We start from the raw sequence: 23,111 nt of genomic DNA, 5'->3' as shown, positions 1-23,111 counted from the left end.
GCATTATCAGGGGGATAATGTTGCGGGTGAAGTTTGCCTGCCCATGCAGCGGCTTGTCAATGCATAAAAAACCGCATAAAAAAGGGAGCTCGTTGGCTCCCTTTTCGAAATTCAAAGGCTTACTTGAGCTTACGCATCACCAGCGTGGCGTTAGTACCGCCGAAACCGAAGCTGTTGGACATGACGGTATTCAGCGTCGCGTCAGTCGGTTTGGTGACGATGTTCAGGCCAGCAGCCTGCTCATCCATCTCGTCGATATTGATGCTCGGGGCGATAAAGCCGTGCTCCAGCATCAGCAGTGAGTAGATTGCTTCCTGTACGCCAGCCGCACCCAGAGAGTGGCCGGTCATGGCTTTGGTCGCAGAGATAGCCGGGCTGTTGTCGCCGAACACTTCGCGAATCGCACCCAGTTCTTTCACATCACCGACCGGTGTAGACGTACCGTGGGAGTTCAGGTAGTCGATCGGGGTATCAACACCGTGCATTGCCATCTTCATGCAGCGCACCGCGCCTTCACCTGACGGCGCAACCATGTCAGCGCCATCAGACGTTGCGCCATAGCCCACGATTTCAGCATAGATGTGCGCGCCACGTGCCAGCGCATGTTCCAGTTCTTCAACCACAACCATACCGCCGCCGCCTGCGATGATGAAGCCATCACGGTGGGCGTCATAGGTACGGGACGCTTTTTCCGGGGTTTCGTTGTATTTGGTCGACAACGCGCCCATGGCGTCGAACTCACAGGCCATTTCCCAGCCCAGCTCTTCGCCGCCGCCAGCAAAAACGATGTCCTGTTTGCCCAGTTGGATCTGCTCAACCGCGTTACCGATGCAGTGTGCGGAAGTGGCACAGGCGGAGCTGATGGAGTAGTTCACACCGTGAATTTTAAACGGCGTTGCGAGGCACGCGGAAACCGCAGAGCCCATTGCTTTGGTCACGACATACGGTCCCACTGCTTTCAGGCCGCGCGGGCTACGCATTGCGTCCGCACCGAAGACCTGCGCTTTTGAAGAGCCGCCGGAACCGGCAATCAGGCCAACACGCGGGTTGTTCTGATAAACCTCTGAGCTCAGGCCAGCATCCGCAATGGCTTCTTGCATGGAGAGAAAAGCATAGATAGAGGCATCGTTCATGAAACGAACCACTTTACGGTCAATCAAACCGGTTGTATCCAGTTTGACGTTACCCCATACGTGGCTGCGCATTCCGGAATCTTTGAATTCCTGAGAGAAAGTGATCCCTGAGCGTCCTTCACGCAGAGAGGCCAGGACTTCCTGCTGGTTATTACCGATGCTGGAAACGATGCCCAGGCCAGTAATCACTGCACGTTTCATTCAATACCCCTGTAAGTCGCACTAATTTAAGTTTTCGTGTCGCAAGATAGCGTACAGTTGTACGCCGAACAAGTCCGATCAGACAATTAATGGGTAAATTTGCGCCCTGGGGCGCACATCGTTAAGATCATGGCACTGCCTGTCCGACGAGTAACTTACGTGAAACAAACCGCTATACAATCTGCCAACCTCGAATTCAACGCTGAGGGTACACCTGTTTCCCGAGATTTTGATGACGTCTATTTCTCTAACGATAACGGACTCGAAGAGACCCGTTATGTTTTCCTTGGCGGCAACGGTATACCAGAGCGTTTCGTCGGACATCCCCGCCCGCTGTTTGTCGTCGCGGAAAGCGGCTTTGGTACGGGTCTCAATTTTCTGACCCTGTGGCAGGCGTTCGATGCCTTTCGCCGCGCCAGTCCGCAGGCTACCCTGGAAAGATTACATTTCATCAGTTTCGAAAAATTCCCCTTAACGAAAGACGATCTGCGTCTGGCGCACCAGCACTGGCCGGAACTGGCCCCCTGGGCAGAGCAGTTACAGCAGCAGTGGCCGCTGCCCTTTGCCGGTTGCCATCGCCTGTTACTGGACGGTGGCCGCGTGACGCTGGATGTCTGGTTTGGCGATATCAATGAACTGACCGAAACCTTAGATGATTCACTACAACAGCAGGTTGACGCCTGGTTTCTCGACGGCTTTGCACCGGCGAAAAACCCGGACATGTGGACACAGGGCCTGTTTAACGCAATGGCGAGACTGGCGCGTCCCGGTGCGACGCTGGCCACTTTCACCTCTGCTGGTTTCGTTCGCCGTGGGTTGCAGGAAGCAGGCTTCACCATGCGCAAAAGCAAAGGGTTTGGCCGCAAGCGGGAAATGCTCACCGGGGTAATGGAAAGCACCACCCTGCCCGTGCTGCGTGCGCCGTGGTTTACCCGCACTGGCACGGAAAAACGCGCTACTGCGATTGTCGGCGGCGGTATCGCCAGTGCGCTGCTATCGCTGGCCTTGTTGCGTCGCGGCTGGCAGGTGACGCTCTACTGCGCCGATGGCGAACCGGCACAGGGGGCATCCGGCAATCGGCAAGGCGCGCTGTATCCGCTGCTCAGTGCACATGACCCGGCGCTGGCCCACTTTTTCCCTGCCGCGTTTACCTTCGCCCGTCGACTGTATGACGCCCTGCCCGTCGATTTCGATCATGACTGGTGCGGGGTCACCCAACTGGGGTACGACGAGAAAAGTCAGCAAAAAATTAGCCAGATGCTGACGCTGGGCCTGCCGGATGCCATTGCCCATGCGGTCAGCGCCGAAGCGGTCGCGCAAAGGGCGGGCGTAGAGACCGGATGCGGCGGTATTCATTATCCGGCTGGCGGCTGGCTGTGTCCGGCACAATTGACGGCGGCGGCGTTGGCATTAGCACAGCGTCAGGGATTATGCGTGCACTTCGACCACCCGGTGACAAGCCTGGTTCAGCAGGATGGCGAATGGCGGCTGGAGTTTGCCGATGGCAGCCAGCGCGCTCACGCCTGCGTCGTGCTGGCGAACGGGCACCGCATCAGCCATTTCGCCCAGACCGAAAAGCTGCCGGTTTACCCGGTTGGCGGGCAGGTCAGCCATATCCCCACGACGGCGAAACTGGGCGAACTGCGTCAGGTACTCTGCTATGACGGTTATCTGACACCGCAAAACCCGCACAATCAGCATCACTGTATTGGCGCAAGCTACCACCGTGGGCAGGAGGAGACGGCTTACAGCGAGGAGGATCAGCAGCAAAACCGCCAGCGTTTGTTGAACTGCTTCCCACAGGCACAGTGGGCGAAAGACGTTGATGTCAGCGGCGGTGAAGCGCGCTGCGGTGTGCGCTGTGCAACCCGAGATCATTTGCCGTTAGTGGGTAATGTGGCGGATTACGCCGCGACACTGAATGCATATGCTCATCTTGCAGAAGAGAGAACGGATGCGGTGAGCGCACCGGTTTATGACGGGTTGTTTATGCTTGGCGCGCTCGGTTCACGCGGATTATGCAGTGCGCCGCTGGCGGCGGAGATTCTGGCCTCGCAGATGAGTGAGGAGCCATTGCCGCTGGATGGTGAAACGCTGGCCGCGCTGAATCCTAATCGTCTGTGGGTGAGAAAATTGTTGAAGGGGAAGCAGGTTAAGTGAGTGCAGGCTGATGCCCTCACCCCAGCCCTCTCCCACGGGGAGAGGGAGAAAAACCTGCTCGATCTGTCCCCTCTCCCACAGTGAGAGGGAGAAAAACCTGCTCGATCTATCTCCTCTACCTTGAGGAGTGAGGAATCCCCACAAAAATGCGAGCACGAACGGTCCCCTCTCCTCTTTGGGGAGAGGGTTAGGGTGAGGGGGAAACCCGCGCACCCATGCTACACCGGGAATATCCCCGCTGGCGCTACGCTTCGCGGGCTACAAGCAAGCTCGATTACTGTGCTTGCGCCTTCTGGAACAGCGTGTCCCACATCCCCATCACCAGCGCCTGATCCGGCGGAGACAACTCACCCGCCTGAATGGCTTTTTCCAGGCTCGCCGACACCCGGGCGTGCAGCGCTGCGGATGAATGATCCTCCCCCGCTTCCAGTTCCGCTACCGCCAGCGTCAGATGCCCACGCAGATAACCGCCAGCAAACAGCTCATCGTCACTGGCGTGCTCTACCATGTCATCAATTAACGCCAGAATGCGCGATTCAAATTCTGCGATCATCTTCTTTCCTCAGTTATAAATCTTCCGGCCAGGGGAAGTGTTCCGCCTTTAGCTCAGGCGTGTGGTAATAATCTTGCAGCGCCTTAATAAAACGCGCCGGACGTTCCGGGATCCCTTTGTCGAGATACTCCATTACCTGCGCATGCACGCGGCGCTGGAATACAACGCGATCCGGTTCAAAATCCCCTTCCAGGTTGTCACAACTGACGTTAAACGGATAACCCGCCGCCACGCAGAACAACCAGTCAAAAGCCTGCGGTTTAACCTCTACGTCTTCAAATTGACACTGGGTCGCCGCATCACGCCCATCCGGGCAGTACCAGTAACCAAAATCCACCAGCTCGCGACGGGCTTTCCCGGCGATACACCAGTGGGAGATCTCATGCAACGCGCTGGCATAGAACCCGTGAGCGAAGACGATCCGGTTATAAGGCACTTCTTCATCAGCAGGAAGATAGATCGGTTCGTCGTCGCCTTTAATCAGACGGGTATTAAAATCGTCGGCAAAGCAGCCGTCAAAAAGGGTAATTAATTGTTCGTAGTGATGTGTTGTGGTGTTCATGCACTCACCCCCAGAAACTGGAGGATCTCCTGCCCATGGCTGTCATAAAGTAATTTTGCGCTCATTACTGCCGAGACGATAACAATCATCGGACGAATGAGTTTTTGCCCTTTGCTGAGCACCAGACGTGAGCCCATACGCGCCCCCAGGAACTGGCCCGCCAGCATCACAAAGCCCGTTGCCCAGATCACCTTGCCGCCAATGATAAACAGCAACAGCCCGCCGATATTAGAGGTGGCATTAAGCACCTTGGCGTGCGCGGTGGATTTGGCGAGGTTAAAACCGGCCAGCGTGACAAACGCCAGCGCATAAAATGACCCGGCACCGGGGCCAAAAAAGCCGTCATAGAACCCCACACAGCCGCCCGCAACCAGCGCGAAAGGCAGGCCATGCAGCCGACGCTGGCGATCCTCTTCACCCAGTTTTGGCATCAACAAAAAGTAGAGACCAATACAGATGATAAGAACCGGCAAAATCTGGCGCAAAATATCAGACTGAACATGCTGAACCAGCAGCGCACCCGACGTTGAACCAATAAAGGTCATCAGAATATTGAGTTTCTGATCGGCAAGACTCACCACTTTACGGCGCAAAAAATAGAGCGTGGAAGAGATGGAGCCACCGCAGGCCTGCAGTTTATTGGTGGCCAGCGCCTGCGCCGGGGTCATCCCGGCGGCCAGCAATGCAGGTACGGTCAGTAAACCGCCGCCACCGGCTAACGCATCAATGAATCCCGCCAGCGTGGCGACCACGAAAAGCACCACCAGAAGCAGTGGCGACACCATAAATATCTCTTGAAATGCATCCATTACAATACGTGCTCATCCAGTAATGCCTGACAGGAAGCAGGCAGCGGCGGTGGTGTCGTCTTCTCAGGAGTCGTAGAAGGTTTGGCCGGTTTGAACCAGCTTTGCAATTCCGCGCCACAGCCGTCGCCATCCGGCGGCAAAGGCTGATCCTGGCACTCAAGGCTATCTGCCGGGCAGCGCAAACGGACATGCATATGCGCGCGATGCTGGAACCAGGGACGCACTTTCCGCAGCCAGTCGCGGTCTGTACCGGCGTCCAGGCATAACTGCTGCTTAATGGCCGGGTTGACGAAAATGCGCGTGACGTCGTTATCCTTCGCCGCCAGCTTAATCAGGCTGGTAATTTCAGGTTTCCATAATGACGACACCACCTGCTTGCCATCGCTGGAAACCAAATCCAGCGCCTGCGGTTTTAACAATTGCGCTGAGCTCCAGCGTGCTTTCGGCAGTTGCAGGAAAATGTCCACATCCAGCCCCGTCTGGTGGCTGGCGTGACCGCCGTTAAAGCGCCCGCCGGCTGGCATACCCATATCCCCCACCAGCACCGTCCCCAGCCCCAGGTTATGCACCTGATTACCCAGACGCTGAATAAACAGAATCAGGTCCGGATGACCAAAGTAGCGTCGCTGATCGGTACGCATGACCTGGTAGGTGTCGGATTGCAGCGGCAGTTCATGCGCGCCAACAATACAGCCATTCGAGAAGGCACCGATCGATTGCGGTGTGCCCGCAACCGGATGGGTAATTTTCTGCCAGGGCGTTGCCGCCTGGCAGGTCAGCGTTGCGAAAAACGCCAGTAGCGCAATTGCAATTCGTTTCATTGTTTACCAGCGAGGAATAGTGGTCGTCACATCGCCATTCTGCGCGCGCTGACGCATAAAATGGTCCATCAGCACAATGGCCAGCATCGCTTCGGCGATCGGCACCGCGCGAATACCGACACACGGGTCGTGACGCCCTTTGGTAATCATCTCTACTTCTTCGCCAAAGCGATTAATCGTACGTCCCGAAACGGTAATGCTTGAGGTCGGTTTCAGCGCGATATGGGTAACGATTTGCTGCCCACTGCTGATACCGCCCAGAATGCCGCCCGCGTGGTTGCTCTGAAAACCGTCTTTCGTGATTTCATCGCGATTCTGGCTGCCGCGCAGGTTGATCACACCAAAGCCGTCGCCAATCTCCACGCCTTTAACCGCGTTGATGCTCATCATCGCATGGGCGATATCGGCATCCAGACGATCAAAGACCGGCTCGCCGAGGCCCGCCGGAACACCGTCCGCCACAACGGTAACTTTCGCACCGATGGAGTCGCCCTCTTTTTTGAGCCCACGCATCAGTTCGTCCAGCGCGTCGATTTTGTCCGGGTCGGGGCAGAAAAACGGATTTTGTTCGACCTGATCCCAGTCTTTCATCGCCAGTGGAATGTCGCCCATCTGGGTCAGACAACCACGGATCACGATGCCGAATTTGTGGGCGAGGAATTTCTTGGCAATCGCCCCTGCCGCTACACGCATTGCGGTTTCACGCGCCGAGGAGCGGCCACCGCCACGATAGTCGCGCAGGCCATATTTTTGCTCGTAGGTGTAATCAGCGTGGCCCGGACGGAAGACGTCTTTGATTGCGCTGTAATCCTGAGAGCGCTGATCGGTATTTTCAATCAGCAGGCCGATGCTGGTGCCGGTGGTCACACCCTCAAACACGCCGGAGAGAATTTTCACCTGATCCGGTTCGCGGCGTTGGGTGGTATAGCGCGAGGTGCCGGGGCGGCGTCGGTCCAGGTCATGCTGGAGGTCGGCTTCGGTCAGTGGAATGCCCGGCGGTACGCCATCGACGATGCAGCCCAGCGCAATGCCGTGCGATTCGCCGAAGGTCGTTACGCGAAAGAGTTGTCCAATAGTGTTTCCTGCCATTACGGCTCCGTTGTCGTCGTTATGTTGTTAGCGTTTTAATCTTTATAGATGCTGAAATGTTCCTGCGCGGCCAGCAACTGCGCTTTGGTCAGCATGAAGACACCGTCACCGCCATTATCAAATTCAAGCCAGGTGAACGGTACATCCGGATATTGTTCCATCAGATGTACCATGCTGTTGCCCACTTCACAAATCAGCACACCATTGTCGGTGAGGTAATCTGGGGCGCAGGCCAGAATGCGACGCGTCAGTTTCAGGCCATCGCTACCAGACGCCAGCCCAAGTTCCGGCTCATGGCGATACTCCGACGGCAGATCAGACATATCCTCTTCATCAACGTACGGCGGGTTGGTCACAATCAGGTCGTACTGCACTTTTGGCAGGTCGCGGAAGAGGTCGGAACGAATCGGCGTGACGTGATGAATCAGGCCGTGATCTTCAATGTTGTGTTCTGTTACCGCCAGCGCATCCGGGGAGATGTCTACCGCGTCCACTTCCGCTTCCGGGAAGGCGTAAGCGCAGGCTATGGCGATACAGCCGCTACCGGTACACATATCCAGAATGTGCTGCGGCTGTGCGTCGATAAGCCCGGCGAAGTGGTTATTGATCAACTCGCCAATCGGTGAACGCGGCACCAGCACGCGTTCATCAACGTAAAACTCGTGGCCGCAGAACCAGGCTTTATTGGTGAGGTAGGCAACCGGGATACGTTCATTGACGCGACGAATGACTCGCTCAACGATACGGTGACGCTCGCTGGAGGTCAGCCGCGCATTGCGCATCTCTTCCGGGATATCCAGCGGCAGGTAAAGGGTAGGCAACACCAGTTGTACGGCTTCATCCCACGGGTTATCGGTGCCGTGGCCGTACCAGATGTTTGCCGCGCTAAATCGGCTTACCGACCAGCGCAACATGTCCTGAATGGTATGCAGTTCACTTACTGCCTCATCAACGAAAATTTTATCCATCTTATCCTCCAGGACACGCTCGCAAGAAATTCGGCGGCTAGTTTGCCATGAAGACGGCGATAAATCAGCATTGTCGCTTCGCGTCGCGGCCTAAAAATGCATTTTGCTGAACAGCAGGGAGCGAGTCGGGTACACTAAAAGAAATAAAAGATGAGATGCGCAGATGAAAAAGAAACCATCGCTTAGCGAGGAGGAGCAGACGCTGTTCCGACAATTAATGACCGGCACGCGTCAAATAAAGCAGGATACGGTAGTCCACCGCCCGACACGTAAAAAAATCAGTGAAGTCCCGGTGAAGCGCCTGTTGTCGGAGCAGGCGGATAACAGCCACTATTTCTCTGATGAATTTCAGCCATTGCTGAACACCGAAGGGCCGGTGAAGTATGTGCGCGACGATGTCAGCCATTTTGAACTAAAGAAGATCCGCCGCGGTGACTATTCCCCGGATCTGTTTCTCGACCTGCACGGCTTAACGCAGCTACAGGCTAAGCAGGAGCTGGGGGCGCTGATCGCCGCCTGCCGACGCGAACACGTCTTTTGCGCCTGCGTCATGCACGGGCACGGTAAACATATTCTCAAGCAGCAGACGCCGCTCTGGCTGGCACAACATCCGCATGTTATGGCGTTTCACCAGGCACCCAAAGAGTACGGTGGCGATGCGGCAATACTGGTGTTGATTGAAGTCGAAGAGTGGCAGCCGCCTGAGCTTCCCTGAACGCAACGGACGCGCAGAAACGTAAAAAGCCGCACAAGTGCGGCTTTTTTTCACGGTCCGGCGAATCAGATTGCTTTTGGCATTCTCAGGTTGCAGGGACTCATTTGCCAGTTGTAAACGCCTTTACCGCTCTCATCCAGCGTCACACTGGCAATCGCGGAGGTAGTGAACATTGGCGGTGTTTCACCCGGGCAAAGCTCGGACACCAGATACCCCACCAACGGCAGATGAGAAATCACCAGCACAGAGGAAGTACCTTCATTTGCCAACGCCTGGAGATAGGCGCTGACCAGACCAACATCACCACAAGGGGTCAGTTCGGGCAGGACATCCACGTTGTCGGGCAGGTTCATGCATTCACCCACCTCGTTTAGCGTCTGTTCAGCACGAAGAAACGGGCTGACCAGAACACGTTCGACATCCACTTTTTGACCTTTCAGCCAGGTTGCCATCTGACGAGATTCATCACAACCACAAGGGGTTAGAGGACGAACTGAGTCGCTGGCTGCATCGAGGGCTGCATCGCCGTGACGCATGATAAAAACTTGCATATTGCACCGCTTTTGTTAACCAGAAGCATTAACACTCCCCGCGTGAACAGTTCCATTACGACAGGAAATATCAATGGCCGGGCATTGTGCCTGATCCATTCGATGAATGAAACGCTGTTTTTTACCTCAATGGCGTAAGTATAGTCAATGACTGTTTACAAAATAACCATTGCCGCTTCATTCAACGCCGGATTTACCCTTTTTTGACCTTAACTTACAAAATCAGTTTCCTGCTTGTCCCAAAACTTTTCGCCCTGCTCAGCCATTTGTAACAAAAGCTGACAAGGTGCAAAACGTTCCCCATAAAGCGAAGCCAGGCGCTGCAGAGTTGCGACAATATCACCCGCGCCAAGGGTATCCATATAGCGGAACGGGCCGCCCAGGAAAGGCGGAAAACCGATGCCAAACACCGCGCCAATATCACCATCTCGCGGGCTGCGAATCACCTTCTCGGCGAAACAGCGTGCGGCCTCGTTAAGCATCATCATGACGCATCGTTCGGCAATCTGTTCTGCCGATAATTTGCCTGTGCCAGATGCCCCCACAAGCGGGTAAATTGCCGGGTCAGGCTGTTTGTTGCTTTTACGCCCTTTCTTACCGTAAAGATAGAAACCGCGCTCATTTTTTCTGCCTTTGCGATCGTCATTCAATATTGCAGAAACGACGCTTGCAGGGGCACTAAAACGATCACCATAAGCAGCCTCCAGTACAGGGATAATTTTAGTCCCGGTGTCGATGCCCACTTCATCCAAAAGTTGGATTGGGCCGACAGGAAAGCCAAATTTTACCAGCGCCTTATCGATATTCTCGATACGTTCCCCTTCGCTCAGGAGCCGCATCGCTTCGCTCATATAAGGCGCCAGAATGCGGTTCACGTAAAAACCCGCTTTGTCCGCCACGACGATCGGCGTTTTGCCCTGCTTCTTCGCCAGTTTCACCACTGTCGAAATGGTCTGTTCATCAGTACCGGCATGGGGAATGACTTCCACCAATGGCATCTTCTCAACCGGGCTAAAAAAATGTAATCCGATAATATTGCCAGGGCGCGCGGCCCTGGCCGCAATATCACCGATCGGCAATGACGACGTATTGGAGGCAAAAATGGTCTGCGGCGCACACTGCGCTTCAATCTCCGCCACCATCTGTTGCTTAAGAGTCAAATCTTCGAATACGGCCTCTATCACCACATCCCGATGGGAAAAACCGCTGTAGTCCGTAGTACCGGAAATGCGCGCCATTTGCGCATCACGCTCAGCAGATTTGAGATGGCGGCGACGCACCTTTTTATCAAGCTGTTCCCAGCTATATTTCAGCGCGTGGTTAATGCCTTTCGGATTAATATCTTTTATGCGAACCGGGAGATTACCCTTCACTGCCGTCACGTAGGCGATCCCGCCGCCCATTAACCCACCGCCGAGAACACCAACAGAGCGCAGCGGACCGGCGGCAACCGGGCTGCCGGGGTCTTTTTTCACCTCAGTGCTGGCAAAGAAAATATGCCGCAGCGCCTGCGATTGCGGGGTCATAGCCAGTTGACCAAACGCGCGTGCTTCGGCGTCATAACCACTGCTACTGCCCTGGCTTAAGCCCGTTTCGATAACATTCAGAATACGGGTCGTCGCGGGGTAGTTGCCCTGGGTTTTTTGCTCGGTTTTTTTTGCGACCATGCGGAATAACAGCGCGCGGACCAGCGGCCCGGCCAGCAGACGTTCACGTACCGGCAGGCTGCGGCTGGCAGGACGGTCCTGCGCGGCAAGCTCTGTGGCAGCATCCAGCAAAATGGACACCGGCACGACATCATCAACCAGCCCGGCTTTTAACGCCTGGCGCGCGCGCAGTTGTTTACCGGTCAGGATCATATCCAGTGCAGTGCTTACTCCGACCAGACGCGGCAGCCGCTGGGTGCCACCAGAACCAGGCAGCAGACCAAGCTGCACTTCGGGCAGCCCCAGGACCGTCTTCACATCATCCGTACAAATTCGGCGATGGCAGGCTAATGCCAGTTCCAGACCGCCGCCAAGACATGGGCCATGGATGGCGGCGATCACCGGGATCGACAGCGCGTGGATCTCGGCCATGATCTGCTGCCCCTGGCGCGCCAGATCTTCGGCCTCTTTCGCCGTTTTGCAGCGATCGATCATGTTGATATCCGCCCCGGCGATAAAATTATCCGGTTTTGCGGAAATGAACACCACGCCGCGAATCTGTTTGTTTTCACGAATTTGTTTAAGGATGGCGCGTACCTGGCTGCCAAACTCCGCCTTTAGCGTGTTCATCTTTTCGCCGGGAACATCAATACTGACAACGGCAACATTGTCCGGGCGTACAACGAGGGTAAATGCTGAGGTCATGTCCATTATTCGGCCTCCAGAACCATAGCTGCGCCAAGCCCGCCTGCGGCACAGGCGGTGACAAGGCCAAATCCGCCGCCGCGTCTGCGCAGTTCATGCAAGGTTTGGGTGATCATTCGCGCACCGGTTGCCGCAAACGGATGCCCGTAAGCAATTGATCCCCCCAGCACGTTGAATTTGCTGTCATCCACCTCACCCGTTGCCTGCGACCGGCCCAATACATCGCGGGCAAAACGCTCGCTGGCCATCAGTTTCAGGTTGGTCAGGGTTTGCGACGCAAAGGCTTCGTGCATATCCAGTAAGGTTAAATCCGCCATCGTCAGCCCTGCTCTGTCGAGCGCCAGCGGCGTCGCCCAGGCGGGTCCCAGCAGCATGTCCTGCTGCACGTCAATGGCGGTGAAAGCATAGCTTCGCAGGTATCCCAGAGGCTGCAAACCCAGCTCTTTCGCCCGCGATTCGGTCATCAGGATCACCGCTGCCGCGCCATCGGTAAGGGGAGTACTGTTCGCCGCGGTCACGGTGCCGTGTCGACGATCAAAGGCCGGACGCAGTTTGGCGTAATCCGCGAGGCTGGAATTTTGCCGTACATTATTGTCCTGGGTTATCGGATCGCGAAAAGGTGGCGCATAGGCGGTCATCACTTCATCCGCCAGCTTTCCTTCAGCCCAGGCCTGCGCCGCAAACTGGTGAGAACGGTGGGCCAGCGCATCCTGTTCTTGACGCGTGATGCCATAGGTTTTCGCCATCTGCTCTGCGGTATCGCCCATGCGTAAACCAGTAGAATATTCAGCTACCGCAGGCGGCACCGGCAGTAAATCACGCAGCCGTAAACGGGAGAAAAGCTTTAATTTTTGCCCTGTGCTGCGCGCTTTGTTGGCATCAACCAGCACGCGAGCCAGTTTTTTGCTCACGCCGATGGGCAACACTGATGAGGAGTCAGCACCACCCGCGATACCTGCACGGATCGTCCCCGCCATCAGGCTTTCGGCAACGTTTGCCACCGCCTGAAAACTGGTGGCACAGGCGCGGCTGACGCTGTAGGCATCGGTGTGCACACTCATGCCCGTTCCCAGCACGATTTCTCGCGCGATATTCGGCGCTTCCGGCATTTGCACCACCTGGCCAAAGACCAGTTGTTCAATGATTTCCGGCGGGATTTCGCTACGGGCAAGGAGTTCGCCCACCACCATTTTGCCGAGATCGATAGCCGGGACACCGTGGAATACCGTTGCCTGACGGGCAAATGGCGTACGTAATCCACTGACAATGGCGATGCGGTCGCCCTGACGGGTGACAAGCGGTAATGCCTGACTCATAACACTCCCCTGTTAACAGCATGATGCACTAGTGGTCGGACCTGATAACAGTCTTAACTAATTATTTACATTTAGCCAATGGGGGAAAGAAAAAAGTGGGAGGTAAAACACAGAGATGATTGAAAAAACGCTCCCGCAGATGCAGGAGCGCAGGCAGGAAGATTAACGCAGACCTAACTGGAAAATCAGGGTTTCCGCTTCGCAAGCGAAAACAAAATCGATATCCAGACGCACGCCGCCATCAACCTCAGTGAACGTTGAGGTGATCTGGCAAGGATCTGACTCCACGCCACGCGCGCGCGCCGTCAGCGCAGCCAGCGTCTCTTCTGCATCGGTGCGGTTTGTGAACACACGGCTATACGAGGCGGTGCAATCGGAGTTGTCCATGATGGTACCAACATCCATACAGCAGCAAACCGGGGTTTCGTCAGCACTGCATTTACTCATTGTGATTTCCTCTGAATTCGCACCCAAGGTGCCAAATAAACGTTGTGCATATTTTACCCCCCTCAATAACGCGTCTCCAGTTGATAATTTGAGGAACCGCCCTAAGTGACCGAAATCACACTTAAAAATGATCCAGAACAAAAACCACCCATTATCATTAGCGGCGCTGGCCACAATTTTGCCACGCAGATCCCGTTTCGAAGATCACAATTGAAAAATTTTATATACAAGCTTGCAACATTTGCTCTGGTCCGACCTATACTCTCGCCACTGGTCTGATTTCTATGAAGTACCGCAGACCCTACACTTCGCGCTCCTGTTACACCACGTAACATAGTTTAAATAAAAATAACCGGATGAGGTTTTGGTCATGAGCCATAAAAACCTGTTTACCAAATCTGCACTCGCAGTTGCAGTGGCAATCGTCTCCACCCAGGCCTGGTCCGCAGGCTTCCAACTCAACGAGTTTTCTTCTTCTGGTCTTGGCCGCGCCTATTCCGGCGAAGGCGCTATTGCAGATGACGCGGGCAACGTCAGCCGCAACCCGGCGCTGATCATGATGTTTGACCGTCCGACTTTCTCCGCGGGTGCTATTTTCGTTGACCCGGATGTTGATATTTCAGGCACGTCACCGACAGGTGCCAGCCTCGATTCGAAAAATATTGCGCCAACAGCATGGGTTCCAAACCTCCATTTCGTCGCGCCAATTAATGATCAGTTTGGCTGGGGCGCGTCGGTTACCTCTAATTATGGTTTAGCAACCGAGTTTAATAACAGCTATGCCGCAGGCGCATACGGCGGTAAGACAGATCTGGAAACCCTGAACCTGAACCTGAGCGGTGCTTATCGTCTGAATAACCACTGGAGTTTCGGTCTGGGCTTTGATGCGGTATATGCCAAAGCGAAGATCGAGCGCTACGCAGGTGACCTGGGCAAAGTCGTTGCTGGCTCAGGCGCGTTACCACCGATCCCAGGCCTTGCACAGCAGGTTGCAGGTATCCCGGCAAATACTCAGATAGCTTATCTGAAAGGTGATGAGTGGGGCTTCGGCTGGAACGCCGGTATCCTTTATGAACTCGATAAAAACAACCGTTACGGCTTAACCTACCGTTCTGAGGTGAAAGTCGACTTTGATGGCGATTACAAGAGCAGTCTGCCTTCAGCCTATAACCAGATCCTCGGCAACTTCGGTCTGCCAATGGGCACCAATGGCAGCACCACTGGCGGTTCTCTGACCCTCAACCTGCCGGAAATGTGGGAAATCTCAGGCTATAACCGCGTTGCGCCGCAATGGGCTATCCACTACAGCATGGCCTATACCAGTTGGAGTCAATTCCAGGAGCTGAAAGCGACAAACAGCAACGGTCAGACTCTGTTCTATAAAGATGAAAGCTTTAAAGATTCTTACCGTATCGCGCTGGGTACCACCTACTATATGGACGATAACTGGACCTTCCGTACCGGTATCGCCTTTGATGACAGCCCGGTTCCGGCCGACAAACGTTCTATCTCCATTCCGGACCAGGACCGTTTTTGGCTGAGCGCAGGTACCACTTATGCGTTTAATAAAGATGCGTCTGTGGATGTCGGCGTGTCTTATATGCACGGTCAGAAAGTGAGCTTCCAGGAAGGCCCGTACAAGTTCACATCAGAAGGTCGTGCGTGGCTGTACGGCGCGAACTTTAACTACGCGTTCTGATTTATTGCAGCCGTAAAAAAGGTGAGCTTCGCGCTCACCTTTTTTCGTTTATTCGGAGTCGATATCCTTGAGGTCACCCTGAATCGCCTGGGCGTTCGGGTTTTCCTGCGGTTTGAGCTTACCGCCGTTGGCGATAAAGTCATGACGCTGGAAGTAGGCTTCACGCACCATGATGTAAGGGTCGGAAGACTGACGCAGCAGGCCGTCGGAATCGAGCAACTGCGCGCGGGTTTCAATACCTTCCACCGTCCATTTACCAACCGACAGCGGCCAGGTCAGCCAGGACAGCACCGGATAGAGCGTATCCGCCATGTCGCCGCCATCTTCACGAAGCGTAAAGCTGCCGTAGAATGGCAACTGCATGTACGGCCCGTAGCCAACGCCATAATGCCCCAGCGTGCTACCAAAACGGTGCGGTTCAACGCGCTGCAGTTTCGGGTTCGACATCCCTGCAACATCCATCAGGCCACCCATACCCAGCAAGGTGTTGAGGAAGAAGCGCGTAAAGTGAACCATACCCTGATAGGGATCGCCCTGCAGGAAGTAGTTCACCATGATAGCCGGTTCTTCAAGGTTGCTGGTGAAATTGCTCAGGCCGTTACGCGCAGGCTGCGGCACATAATCACGCCATGCCACCGCAACGGGACGCACAACATACGGGTCCAGGACATTAAAGTTGAAGTTGTACATGGTGCGGTTAAATCCTTCCAGTGGATCTGAACGCCCCTGCGTGTCTCCTGAACTGGCGCAGCCCGCCAACAGTGTGGTTGCCAGCGCAATCGCCGACACACGAAATTTCATAGGTGTCTCCCTGAAGAAAATGGCTTTCGCTCAGTGCCATCCAAAAGGGCACAAACGCAATCTGCCTCGGTTCGCGTCATAAACATGCAAGGCATTGTATCAGCACACCTTGTGTTGTCTACGCAACGCGCGAATCTCATATTGAGCATAGTCGCAGTTTGTCCCCTCGTTTCGTTACAATTTTATCTCATCTTCGCCAAAGTCATATCACCATAGCTGCCATCTCCACCAAATTAGGAGGAAGCCCTCCAGACCTTCTAAAAAAAGCCGCTACGCTTAGACCATGGGCCACAAGTAGACAGAGGCAATATGGACGGCATCAAAGACGAGAAAATCGACAAACACAGCGACGGAATAGATGTGGAAAGCGAAGAGAAAATAGGTGGCGAGCAAATTGAAGTAGATGAAGAGCGCCTCCCCTCCCGCGCGATGGCTATCCATGAGCATATCCGTCAGGACGGCGAAAAAGAGCTGGAACGCGATGCCATGGCGCTGTTTTGGTCCGCCATCGCCGCCGGGCTGTCGATGGGTGCCTCACTGCTGGCAAAGGGGATTTTTCACGTTCAGCTCGCAGGCGTACCGGCCGCCTTTATTCTGGAGAACCTCGGCTATACCTTCGGCTTTATTATTGTGATTATGGCCCGCCAGCAGCTTTTTACTGAAAACACCGTTACCGCTGTACTTCCGGTGATGCAAAAGCCCTCATGGGTCAATTTTGGCCTGATGATGCGCCTGTGGAGCGTTGTGCTGCTGGGGAATCTCATTGGTACGGGTATCGCGGCGTGGGCCTTTGAATATATGCCGATTTTTGATGAGCCGACGCGCGACGCGTTCGTTAAAATTGGTATGGATGTAATGAAGAACACGCCGATGGAGATGTTTTCCAACGCCATTATTTCCGGCTGGATTATTGCCACCATGGTCTGGATGTTCCCGTCTGCGGGTGCTGCGAAAATCGTGGTTATTATCCTGATGACCTGGCTTATCGCTCTGGCCGACACCACCCATATCGTGGTAGGCGCGGTGGAGTTTTTTTATCTCATCTTTAATGGCAATATCCACTGGAGCGAATTTTTCTGGCCGTTTGCGCTTCCGACGCTTGCCGGAAATATCTGCGGCGGTACGTTTATCTTCGCGCTACTGAGCCACGCGCAAATTCGCAATGACATGATTAACAAACGCAAAGCTGAGGCAAAAGCCAAAGCAAAACAGGAAACAGCCGAAAACAGGGGCTGACTGGCGACACTTTAACCACTCGGGCGCAGGACACTTAACGCAAAGGCGAAATGACGTTATACTCCTGCCGCCTCGTCCCCTTAGTTAAATGGATATAACGAGCCCCTCCTAAGGGCTAGTTGCAGGTTCGATTCCTGCAGGGGACACCATACACACCTCTCCTGATCTCTGGCGAAACCGCTCTTCCCGACGTATGCCCATATGCCATGCCACCATTCGAGGGTCATCGTGTTCTTCATTTCCTGGTTTACCTTTTAACTAACTAAAGACAAATTTATCTGATATCGGCTAAATCAGTACTGATAAGCCCTTGTTGTTATGATAGCTACACCGACCTGCTTATCATTATCGGATATCGCCGGAACAACGCATTGCGATTCAGGCCCGCTATGACCTGAGCGGTTAATATACGCAAGGCGGCAGACATTCTCAGGCATACATCCATGTAAAGCCATCCGGATGAGATCAACGTCAATATTTTCTATTTATCAGGATAAGCATCCGCTAAAAAATGCTTTCCCCGAATCATTATTTTTAATCTGACACGCTTACTTAATACAACAACTCCCGGAATAGCCCAAATCGTATGTAAATAACCAGACCCACTTTTTTAATGTAGCAACAGTACAATATTCATAAAGCAGTGCTTTAGCGTAAATTATTCGACAAATGGCAATAACCAGCCACACTTTTAATGTTGTTTTCTCGCATCTTTCCAGCTCTGCACATTTCAACATCAATAAGGAGTTAGTTATGGACTGTTATATGGGAACAATTCTTCCTTTTGCTTTTAACTACGCACCAAGCTATTTTGATTTCTGCAATGGGCAACAATATAGAGTTTCGCAATATCAGGCGCTTTTCGCTTTGTTGGGCAAATTTTACGGTGGTGATGGCGCAACAACGTTTAACCTGCCTAATCTCCAGGGGCGAATGCCTATTGGTTTCGGTCAGCTACAAACGGTTATTCATAACATGGGCGATACTGGTGGCACTGCCAATGTTCAGTTGTCTACGGCAAATATGCCGGCACACACACATACCCCCGCTTTACAGGTAAAATTACAGGCCAGCGGCACTGCCAACCCCACAACACCGGCCAGTATCCCCTCAGCACAGGCGCCGTTCATTGGTGCATCCGGCGGCGGCACGGGGCTGGCAACCATCTGGTCAACCACACTAAAAGATCCTGTAGACGTCGGCGGTACCAGTATTACGGGTCAACTGAACCCTACAGGCGGGAATGTCCCTGTATCTGTCATGAACCCATTTCTGGCGATTAACTTCTGTATCGCAGTCACCGGAATATTTCCCATGCGCAATGATTAACATATCCAGAGGGTCTTATGCTGGAAGAAATTAACAGCCACTTATTTACATCTTTTATTGGGAAAACCTGTACGATGGATGCTGATAATGGTATGGCATTAACTTTATCAGTGCAGTCCGTCACATTGCTACCAAGAGCACAAATGCCTACGAAGCGGAATATATCACGCACTCCGTTTATTGTAGAACTGCAGGCCACGGCAAATACACCGTTGGTGAATGTCTATGGCATCTTACGATTACCTGAAACCACTGAACATCAGGAGTTAAAAATAGAAGGCGTCAATATCAACCGTACTCTGGAAATGGGAAGAGATCCTGCTTACAGTTATTTCCAGCTCATTTTTAATTAACGCCCTGGCGCAGAAAAAAATTCTGCGCCAATATAATTAGCTGTCTGAGGGATACCACACCCATTTATCCGCAACTGCACCTTGTTCCTCACACCGAAATCCCAGCGCCAGATATAACCGTTGGGCATCGTGATTCATTCGCCAGACGGTAGCACTGAGCGGGCAGCCGACTTTACGGGCAGCAACCTGTAGTTGCTGTAATATGAGGCGTCCGTAACCTTGTCCACGCGCTTGCGGCAACATAGCAATGAATATCACCCTTGCCTCATTAAGACCAAAATCGACCATCACGGTGCCGACATTCGAACCTGCACGCTCCACCATAAAATGCATGGCATTAGGGTGCTGTTCACCGCTGGATTGCTGCATCATATACCACTGTTGCTGGCGTACGGTCTCTATAAGCGCCTGTTCCCCATCAATCCACTGCAAATCAGGTCTGGCACTCTGATAAATTTGCTCAATCAATGGCATATCCGATGTGCGTGCAGGCCGCAAAGATAAGACATCTATAGACTTCGAAACCACGGGCTTAGACACCATCATGACTCCTTTATGAAAGGTAAATCCTGCCTCCAGACGGATTACAACCCCGCCTCCCGACCCAGACTGACCACCAGCCACTGCCAGGCACGTTGTAAAAAACTATGATGCTCACTCTGTAACACCACTTTTCCGGCCATCTCACGTTCTGGCGAAAGGCGTGTTTCGCAGGCGTCCAGACGAACGCGGAAAATGGTGTTGATGGGCACCAGACGCTCATTGATGATCTGCACCGGAATGCCACCTCCGTACACCGATGCCAGCAACGGTTGGTCAAGCGTCGTTTGGTTAAGCCTGTCAACCTGGCCGACTTTACAGCGAATCGCACTTGTTTCACCGCTGTCCGGCACAAAGAACGCAGCATCGCCAGGGCGCAGGGTCGTGACCGTATCTTCATCCACCCAACCTTCACCACGCATACCCTCTTTACCCAGAACTTGCATCAACCGCTCGCCCTGAACCACTACGGTGCCAGGCTTTAACGTATCGCTGGCATCCGCTATACGTCCGGCGAAAGGGGCGGTTAATGTCAGCCGCGCTTGCTGACGTAATAAACTTTCGATTTGCTGCTGAGCGGCCAGCGCCAGCTTTTTCAGTGCCGCACCTTGTTCATCAAGCCCCTTTGAAAAAGGCTGCTGAGCAACCTGCCAGGCCAGATTCGCAGCGATAACCTTAGCCTGCGCTATCTGGTAGTCAAGGCTGTCCGACGTCAATACCGCCAGTACCTGCCCTTGTTGCACCCAGTCGCCATCATGCACATTCACCTGCCCGACTAACGCATCCTCTGGCACATAAATAGCCTGAGATTGTGCCGCGTCCATCACGGCGGGTGCCGAAACGCCCCGCTGCCATGGCACAGCCAAAAAAAGCACTATCACAGTCAGGAAAAACAACGTGCGCCAGGTTCTGAATCCCCAGCGTAAATCATGGCGCCGCCGCCACCAAACCTGTAATTCATTAACAAAGGGTCGCACCACAAACCACCCCAGTTCCACCATCAGTAATATTATCCCCAGCGTTTTAAAAAAAAGGTGATAAACCAAAAACGCGATGGAGGTGAAAATGACCAGCCGGTATAACCAGGTCAGCCAGGCAAAAATAAGTAAACCACGTCGCCGTGAAGCAGAGAAATGCTCTGGCTCGGGATCATCAAGCCCCAACAACACTCGTCTCAAGTGCCAGCGTGCCAACGCGAAGGACCTGGCGTGTAGATTTGGCATCTGCAGCAGGTCCGATAACAGAAAATAGCCGTCGAACCGCATAAAGGGGCTGGCATTAATAGCCAGCGTCGCCAGCCAGGTTGTGCTGGCTAAGAGAAAAATACCGGCGCGAAACGGGCTATCGGGTAAGAAACACCAGAGTAACGTCGCGCAGGAGGCCAGCGTCAGTTCAGCCATCATTCCGGCGCCGCCAATCAATAATCGTTGCCGACGCGACGGTAATTTCCACGCATCATTGGTATCGGTATACAGCACCGGGACCATCACCAAAAAAGCGATCCCCATGGCGGGCACCCGGCACCCAAAATGGCGGGCGGTAAACGCATGTCCCAGTTCGTGAACCACTTTAGCGACACTCAGGGCCACCGCAATCCCTACCGCCGCCATCCAGCCGCCATAACTTGAAAACGTATGCGTGAAGGCATCCCACTGCTGAGACACCATAAACAAGCCGCTCAGGGTTATCAGCGCCATTAGCCACCAGAATCCCGGGCGAAAAACCCAACTGATCCAGGGTAACAAGCGAGCCAGAAGCGCATCCGGGCGAACCAGAGGAATACGGAAAAACAGATAATGGCTGAGCAGCCAGGATAAATAACCGCGATGGCGATGCTGATGCAAACGCCACAGCTCTTCACTCGACTCTGTTTGCAATAACTGATTTTCGCGCAGAAATTGCACCAGGTGGTGGATATCGTGCATATCCAGCGTCAATGTGGTTTGCGTATTGACGGCCTTCATCAGACGCCCGGCATCCCGTGCTCCCCAGCGTGACAGCATCTCAAAACTGGCCCACCCCAGCAGGAAAAAACGGTTTGCCGCCGGGTCGTGCAGCACCCAACCTGGCGAGCCATCCTGCTGATCCGGCCCGGCATGCAGGGTCAGTTCCTGACGCAGTGGAGGAAGCAGGAAATTATCCATGCTACCACCCAAGCCACTGTCGGGCGGCGGTCAAAGGACGCCGCAGAGCATAGTAGCCCAAAGGAACCCAGTCGCCATAAATACGCGCGGTGCCCATCTGCCCAATCATGGGTGTCTGTTTTGGCGCAAGGAATTTGGCCTGCAGGCGATAGCTCAGCACGTTGCCATCACTGACCTCTGCTTTATACGCTATTCTTACCAGGGTCGCGTCAAAGGCGCTAAAGGGCGATGCGTTTGGGTAAAGAGTGACTTTCGCCCCCGGTTGCAGATGAATAGCATCTGCCGCGGGTAACCAGGCCGCCAGCTCCACGTGTTCCGGATCGGCCAGGGTCATCACTTTCTCACCAACGTTAACTGCTTTTCCCTGCCATTCCTCAGCATCGGAAAACACCACCACGCCGCTGCCCGGCGCCGTCACGTTAAGTTTATCCAGCGCCTTTCCGGCATAGTCGGCCGAGATGTCTTTTGCCGCCAGACGAGATTTATCCTCAGCCAGTTCCAGCTTATTCTTGTCGCTGGTCACCGCCATCTGCGCACTGATCCGAAAGCGCTCTTTTGCCGCCAGCGCCTCCTGTTTTGCCAGGGCGAACTGCCCGGCCAGTACCGTTGCGTCCAGGGCGAAAAGCGCCGTTCCCTTCTGCACCACCTGATTCGGCTGTACCAGCACTTTATCGATAACCCCAACTACGGGAGCACGAATTAGCTCGGGATCCGATGGCACCACCTCTGCCCGCGCAAGCACACTCATCCGCACGGGTATACATAACAGGAGCAGCGGCGCCAGCAGCCACCATTTACGACGCGGCGACGCTTTCAACCAGGCCTGAAATTTCTGACGGCTATTCAGGTGAGGCAGATGCTGAACCAGCGCAAAACGGTAGCCGTGGATCAGTTCCTGGGCCAGATGGAGGGTTTCGTCATCCCAGGGCTCATCGCTGGCAAACAGTAATGCCCCCGCAGATCCCAACGGGAACCAGACGGCATGGGCGGGTAGCCACTGAGACCAGTCCGCAGCCAGAGACTCAGGTAAAGCCGCAGCCGTTAACGCCACATACGGCGGCAATTCAGGGTGGTGTTGATAAAGAAATCGAAAAACGCCGCTTAACCACTGTAAATAGGGTGACGTGGCGTCAGCTTCCGCAAGCCCGGAGACGGAAACAACCTGACGGCGCAGCCCCTCCTGCCAGAACGCCGCCTGGCGATAAACCAACAACTGGCGGGACTCATTCACCATAATGAATCCCAGACGTAGCGGACTTTGCGCCTCTCGCGCCAGATGAAGAAGATGCAGCAGTACCGCCAGCCCGTTATGTTGCGCTTGTTCCATATCAAC

At 54.2% G+C, this 23,111-nt stretch carries 21 protein-coding genes and 1 tRNA gene; 7 read left to right on the top strand and 15 right to left on the bottom strand.

Features of this window, described 5'->3' with window-relative positions; translation table 11 throughout:
- Nucleotides 1-119 precede the first annotated feature (119 nt).
- Entirely contained in the window at nucleotides 120-1,334 is a 1,215-nt protein-coding gene (fabB, locus tag MRY16398_RS08035; protein WP_125124135.1) for a beta-ketoacyl-ACP synthase I, read from the bottom strand.
- A gap of 159 nt (nucleotides 1,335-1,493) precedes the next feature.
- Between fabB and mnmC the strand changes: the two genes are divergently transcribed.
- Entirely contained in the window at nucleotides 1,494-3,494 is a 2,001-nt protein-coding gene (mnmC, locus tag MRY16398_RS08030) for a bifunctional tRNA (5-methylaminomethyl-2-thiouridine)(34)-methyltransferase MnmD/FAD-dependent 5-carboxymethylaminomethyl-2-thiouridine(34) oxidoreductase MnmC (RefSeq protein WP_172600633.1), read from the top strand.
- A 274-nt stretch (nucleotides 3,495-3,768) separates the two neighbouring features.
- On the opposite strand, the gene MRY16398_RS08025 is transcribed toward mnmC, so the two are convergent.
- Genes MRY16398_RS08025 through prmB form a run of 6 tightly spaced genes read right to left on the bottom strand, consistent with a single transcriptional unit; the run spans nucleotide 3,769 to nucleotide 8,296 of the window.
- Nucleotides 3,769-4,047 carry a YfcL family protein gene (locus MRY16398_RS08025; RefSeq protein WP_039079838.1) on the bottom strand — a complete coding sequence of 93 codons (279 nt, stop codon included), beginning with the start codon at nucleotides 4,045-4,047 and terminating at the stop codon, nucleotides 3,769-3,771.
- A gap of 13 nt (nucleotides 4,048-4,060) precedes the next feature.
- The gene (locus tag MRY16398_RS08020) at nucleotides 4,061-4,609 is read right to left on the bottom strand and encodes an elongation factor P hydroxylase (protein ID WP_039079837.1); all 549 of its coding nucleotides are present in this window, start codon (nucleotides 4,607-4,609) and stop codon (nucleotides 4,061-4,063) included.
- The gene (locus tag MRY16398_RS08015) at nucleotides 4,606-5,418 is read right to left on the bottom strand and encodes a sulfite exporter TauE/SafE family protein (RefSeq protein ID WP_071196195.1); all 813 of its coding nucleotides are present in this window, start codon (nucleotides 5,416-5,418) and stop codon (nucleotides 4,606-4,608) included. Before MRY16398_RS08015 ends, MRY16398_RS08020 begins: the two co-directional genes overlap by 4 nt.
- Nucleotides 5,418-6,239 carry a penicillin-insensitive murein endopeptidase gene (gene mepA, locus MRY16398_RS08010; RefSeq protein ID WP_079496237.1) on the bottom strand — a complete coding sequence of 274 codons (822 nt, stop codon included), beginning with the start codon at nucleotides 6,237-6,239 and terminating at the stop codon, nucleotides 5,418-5,420. Before mepA ends, MRY16398_RS08015 begins: the two co-directional genes overlap by 1 nt.
- A 3-nt stretch (nucleotides 6,240-6,242) precedes the next feature.
- A complete protein-coding gene (gene aroC / locus MRY16398_RS08005) occupies nucleotides 6,243-7,328 on the bottom strand; it encodes a chorismate synthase (protein ID WP_071196193.1) in 1,086 nt (361 codons plus the stop codon).
- Between the two features lie 35 nt (nucleotides 7,329-7,363).
- Nucleotides 7,364-8,296 (bottom strand): 50S ribosomal protein L3 N(5)-glutamine methyltransferase, encoded by a 933-nt coding sequence (prmB, locus tag MRY16398_RS08000; protein WP_039079833.1) that lies wholly within the window; start codon nucleotides 8,294-8,296, stop codon nucleotides 7,364-7,366.
- Nucleotides 8,297-8,459: 163 nt separating this feature from the next.
- Here prmB and smrB point away from each other — a divergent pair, with 163 nt between their 5' ends.
- Entirely contained in the window at nucleotides 8,460-9,011 is a 552-nt protein-coding gene (gene smrB / locus MRY16398_RS07995; protein WP_039079832.1) for an endonuclease SmrB, read from the top strand.
- Nucleotides 9,012-9,076: 65 nt separating this feature from the next.
- On the opposite strand, the gene sixA is transcribed toward smrB, so the two are convergent.
- From sixA to MRY16398_RS07975, 4 genes are all read right to left on the bottom strand, one after another.
- A complete protein-coding gene (gene sixA / locus MRY16398_RS07990; protein WP_039079831.1) occupies nucleotides 9,077-9,562 on the bottom strand; it encodes a phosphohistidine phosphatase SixA in 486 nt (161 codons plus the stop codon).
- Nucleotides 9,563-9,771: 209 nt separating this feature from the next.
- Nucleotides 9,772-11,919: a fatty acid oxidation complex subunit alpha FadJ gene (gene fadJ / locus MRY16398_RS07985; RefSeq protein ID WP_125124133.1), complete on the bottom strand. Its 2,148-nt coding sequence runs from the start codon at nucleotides 11,917-11,919 to the stop codon at nucleotides 9,772-9,774.
- Entirely contained in the window at nucleotides 11,919-13,229 is a 1,311-nt protein-coding gene (gene fadI / locus MRY16398_RS07980; RefSeq protein WP_071196191.1) for an acetyl-CoA C-acyltransferase FadI, read from the bottom strand. Before fadI ends, fadJ begins: the two co-directional genes overlap by 1 nt.
- A gap of 162 nt (nucleotides 13,230-13,391) precedes the next feature.
- Entirely contained in the window at nucleotides 13,392-13,676 is a 285-nt protein-coding gene (locus MRY16398_RS07975) for a YfcZ/YiiS family protein (protein ID WP_039079828.1), read from the bottom strand.
- A gap of 370 nt (nucleotides 13,677-14,046) precedes the next feature.
- On the opposite strand from MRY16398_RS07975, the gene fadL reads away from it, so the two are divergent.
- A complete protein-coding gene (fadL, locus tag MRY16398_RS07970; protein WP_039079827.1) occupies nucleotides 14,047-15,375 on the top strand; it encodes a long-chain fatty acid transporter FadL in 1,329 nt (442 codons plus the stop codon).
- A gap of 48 nt (nucleotides 15,376-15,423) precedes the next feature.
- Here fadL and mlaA read toward each other — a convergent pair whose 3' ends face one another.
- On the bottom strand, nucleotides 15,424-16,176 hold the full coding sequence (gene mlaA, locus MRY16398_RS07965; RefSeq protein WP_039079826.1) for a phospholipid-binding lipoprotein MlaA: 753 nt from the start codon (nucleotides 16,174-16,176) through the stop codon (nucleotides 15,424-15,426).
- A 309-nt stretch (nucleotides 16,177-16,485) separates the two neighbouring features.
- On the opposite strand from mlaA, the gene MRY16398_RS07960 reads away from it, so the two are divergent.
- From MRY16398_RS07960 to MRY16398_RS07945, 4 genes are all read left to right on the top strand, one after another.
- Nucleotides 16,486-17,412, top strand: coding sequence for a formate/nitrite transporter family protein (locus MRY16398_RS07960; protein WP_125124132.1), 927 nt, complete (start codon nucleotides 16,486-16,488; stop codon nucleotides 17,410-17,412).
- A gap of 74 nt (nucleotides 17,413-17,486) precedes the next feature.
- Nucleotides 17,487-17,561: transfer RNA gene (locus tag MRY16398_RS07955), tRNA-Arg, on the top strand.
- A gap of 604 nt (nucleotides 17,562-18,165) precedes the next feature.
- Nucleotides 18,166-18,741 carry a phage tail protein gene (locus MRY16398_RS07950; protein ID WP_039079824.1) on the top strand — a complete coding sequence of 192 codons (576 nt, stop codon included), beginning with the start codon at nucleotides 18,166-18,168 and terminating at the stop codon, nucleotides 18,739-18,741.
- Nucleotides 18,742-18,758: 17 nt separating this feature from the next.
- A complete protein-coding gene (locus MRY16398_RS07945) occupies nucleotides 18,759-19,094 on the top strand; it encodes a hypothetical protein (RefSeq protein ID WP_039079823.1) in 336 nt (111 codons plus the stop codon).
- Between the two features lie 36 nt (nucleotides 19,095-19,130).
- Here the strand turns inward: MRY16398_RS07945 and MRY16398_RS07940 are convergent, their stop codons facing one another.
- The 3 genes from MRY16398_RS07940 to MRY16398_RS07930 are packed head-to-tail and all read right to left on the bottom strand — an operon-like array spanning nucleotide 19,131 to nucleotide 23,105.
- On the bottom strand, nucleotides 19,131-19,640 hold the full coding sequence (locus tag MRY16398_RS07940; RefSeq protein WP_197718606.1) for a GNAT family N-acetyltransferase: 510 nt from the start codon (nucleotides 19,638-19,640) through the stop codon (nucleotides 19,131-19,133).
- Between the two features lie 38 nt (nucleotides 19,641-19,678).
- Nucleotides 19,679-21,778 (bottom strand): HlyD family efflux transporter periplasmic adaptor subunit, encoded by a 2,100-nt coding sequence (locus MRY16398_RS07935; protein WP_197718605.1) that lies wholly within the window; start codon nucleotides 21,776-21,778, stop codon nucleotides 19,679-19,681.
- Nucleotide 21,779: 1 nt separating this feature from the next.
- Nucleotides 21,780-23,105 carry an efflux RND transporter periplasmic adaptor subunit gene (locus MRY16398_RS07930; protein ID WP_107224745.1) on the bottom strand — a complete coding sequence of 442 codons (1,326 nt, stop codon included), beginning with the start codon at nucleotides 23,103-23,105 and terminating at the stop codon, nucleotides 21,780-21,782.
- Nucleotides 23,106-23,111 lie beyond the last annotated feature (6 nt).

This window comes from Phytobacter sp. MRY16-398 (genome assembly GCF_003925915.1).
GTDB classification, from domain to species: domain Bacteria; phylum Pseudomonadota; class Gammaproteobacteria; order Enterobacterales; family Enterobacteriaceae; genus Phytobacter; species Phytobacter diazotrophicus.
Note: the sequence above shows the minus strand (reverse complement) of the source record. Positions and strands in the feature narration are given on the sequence as shown.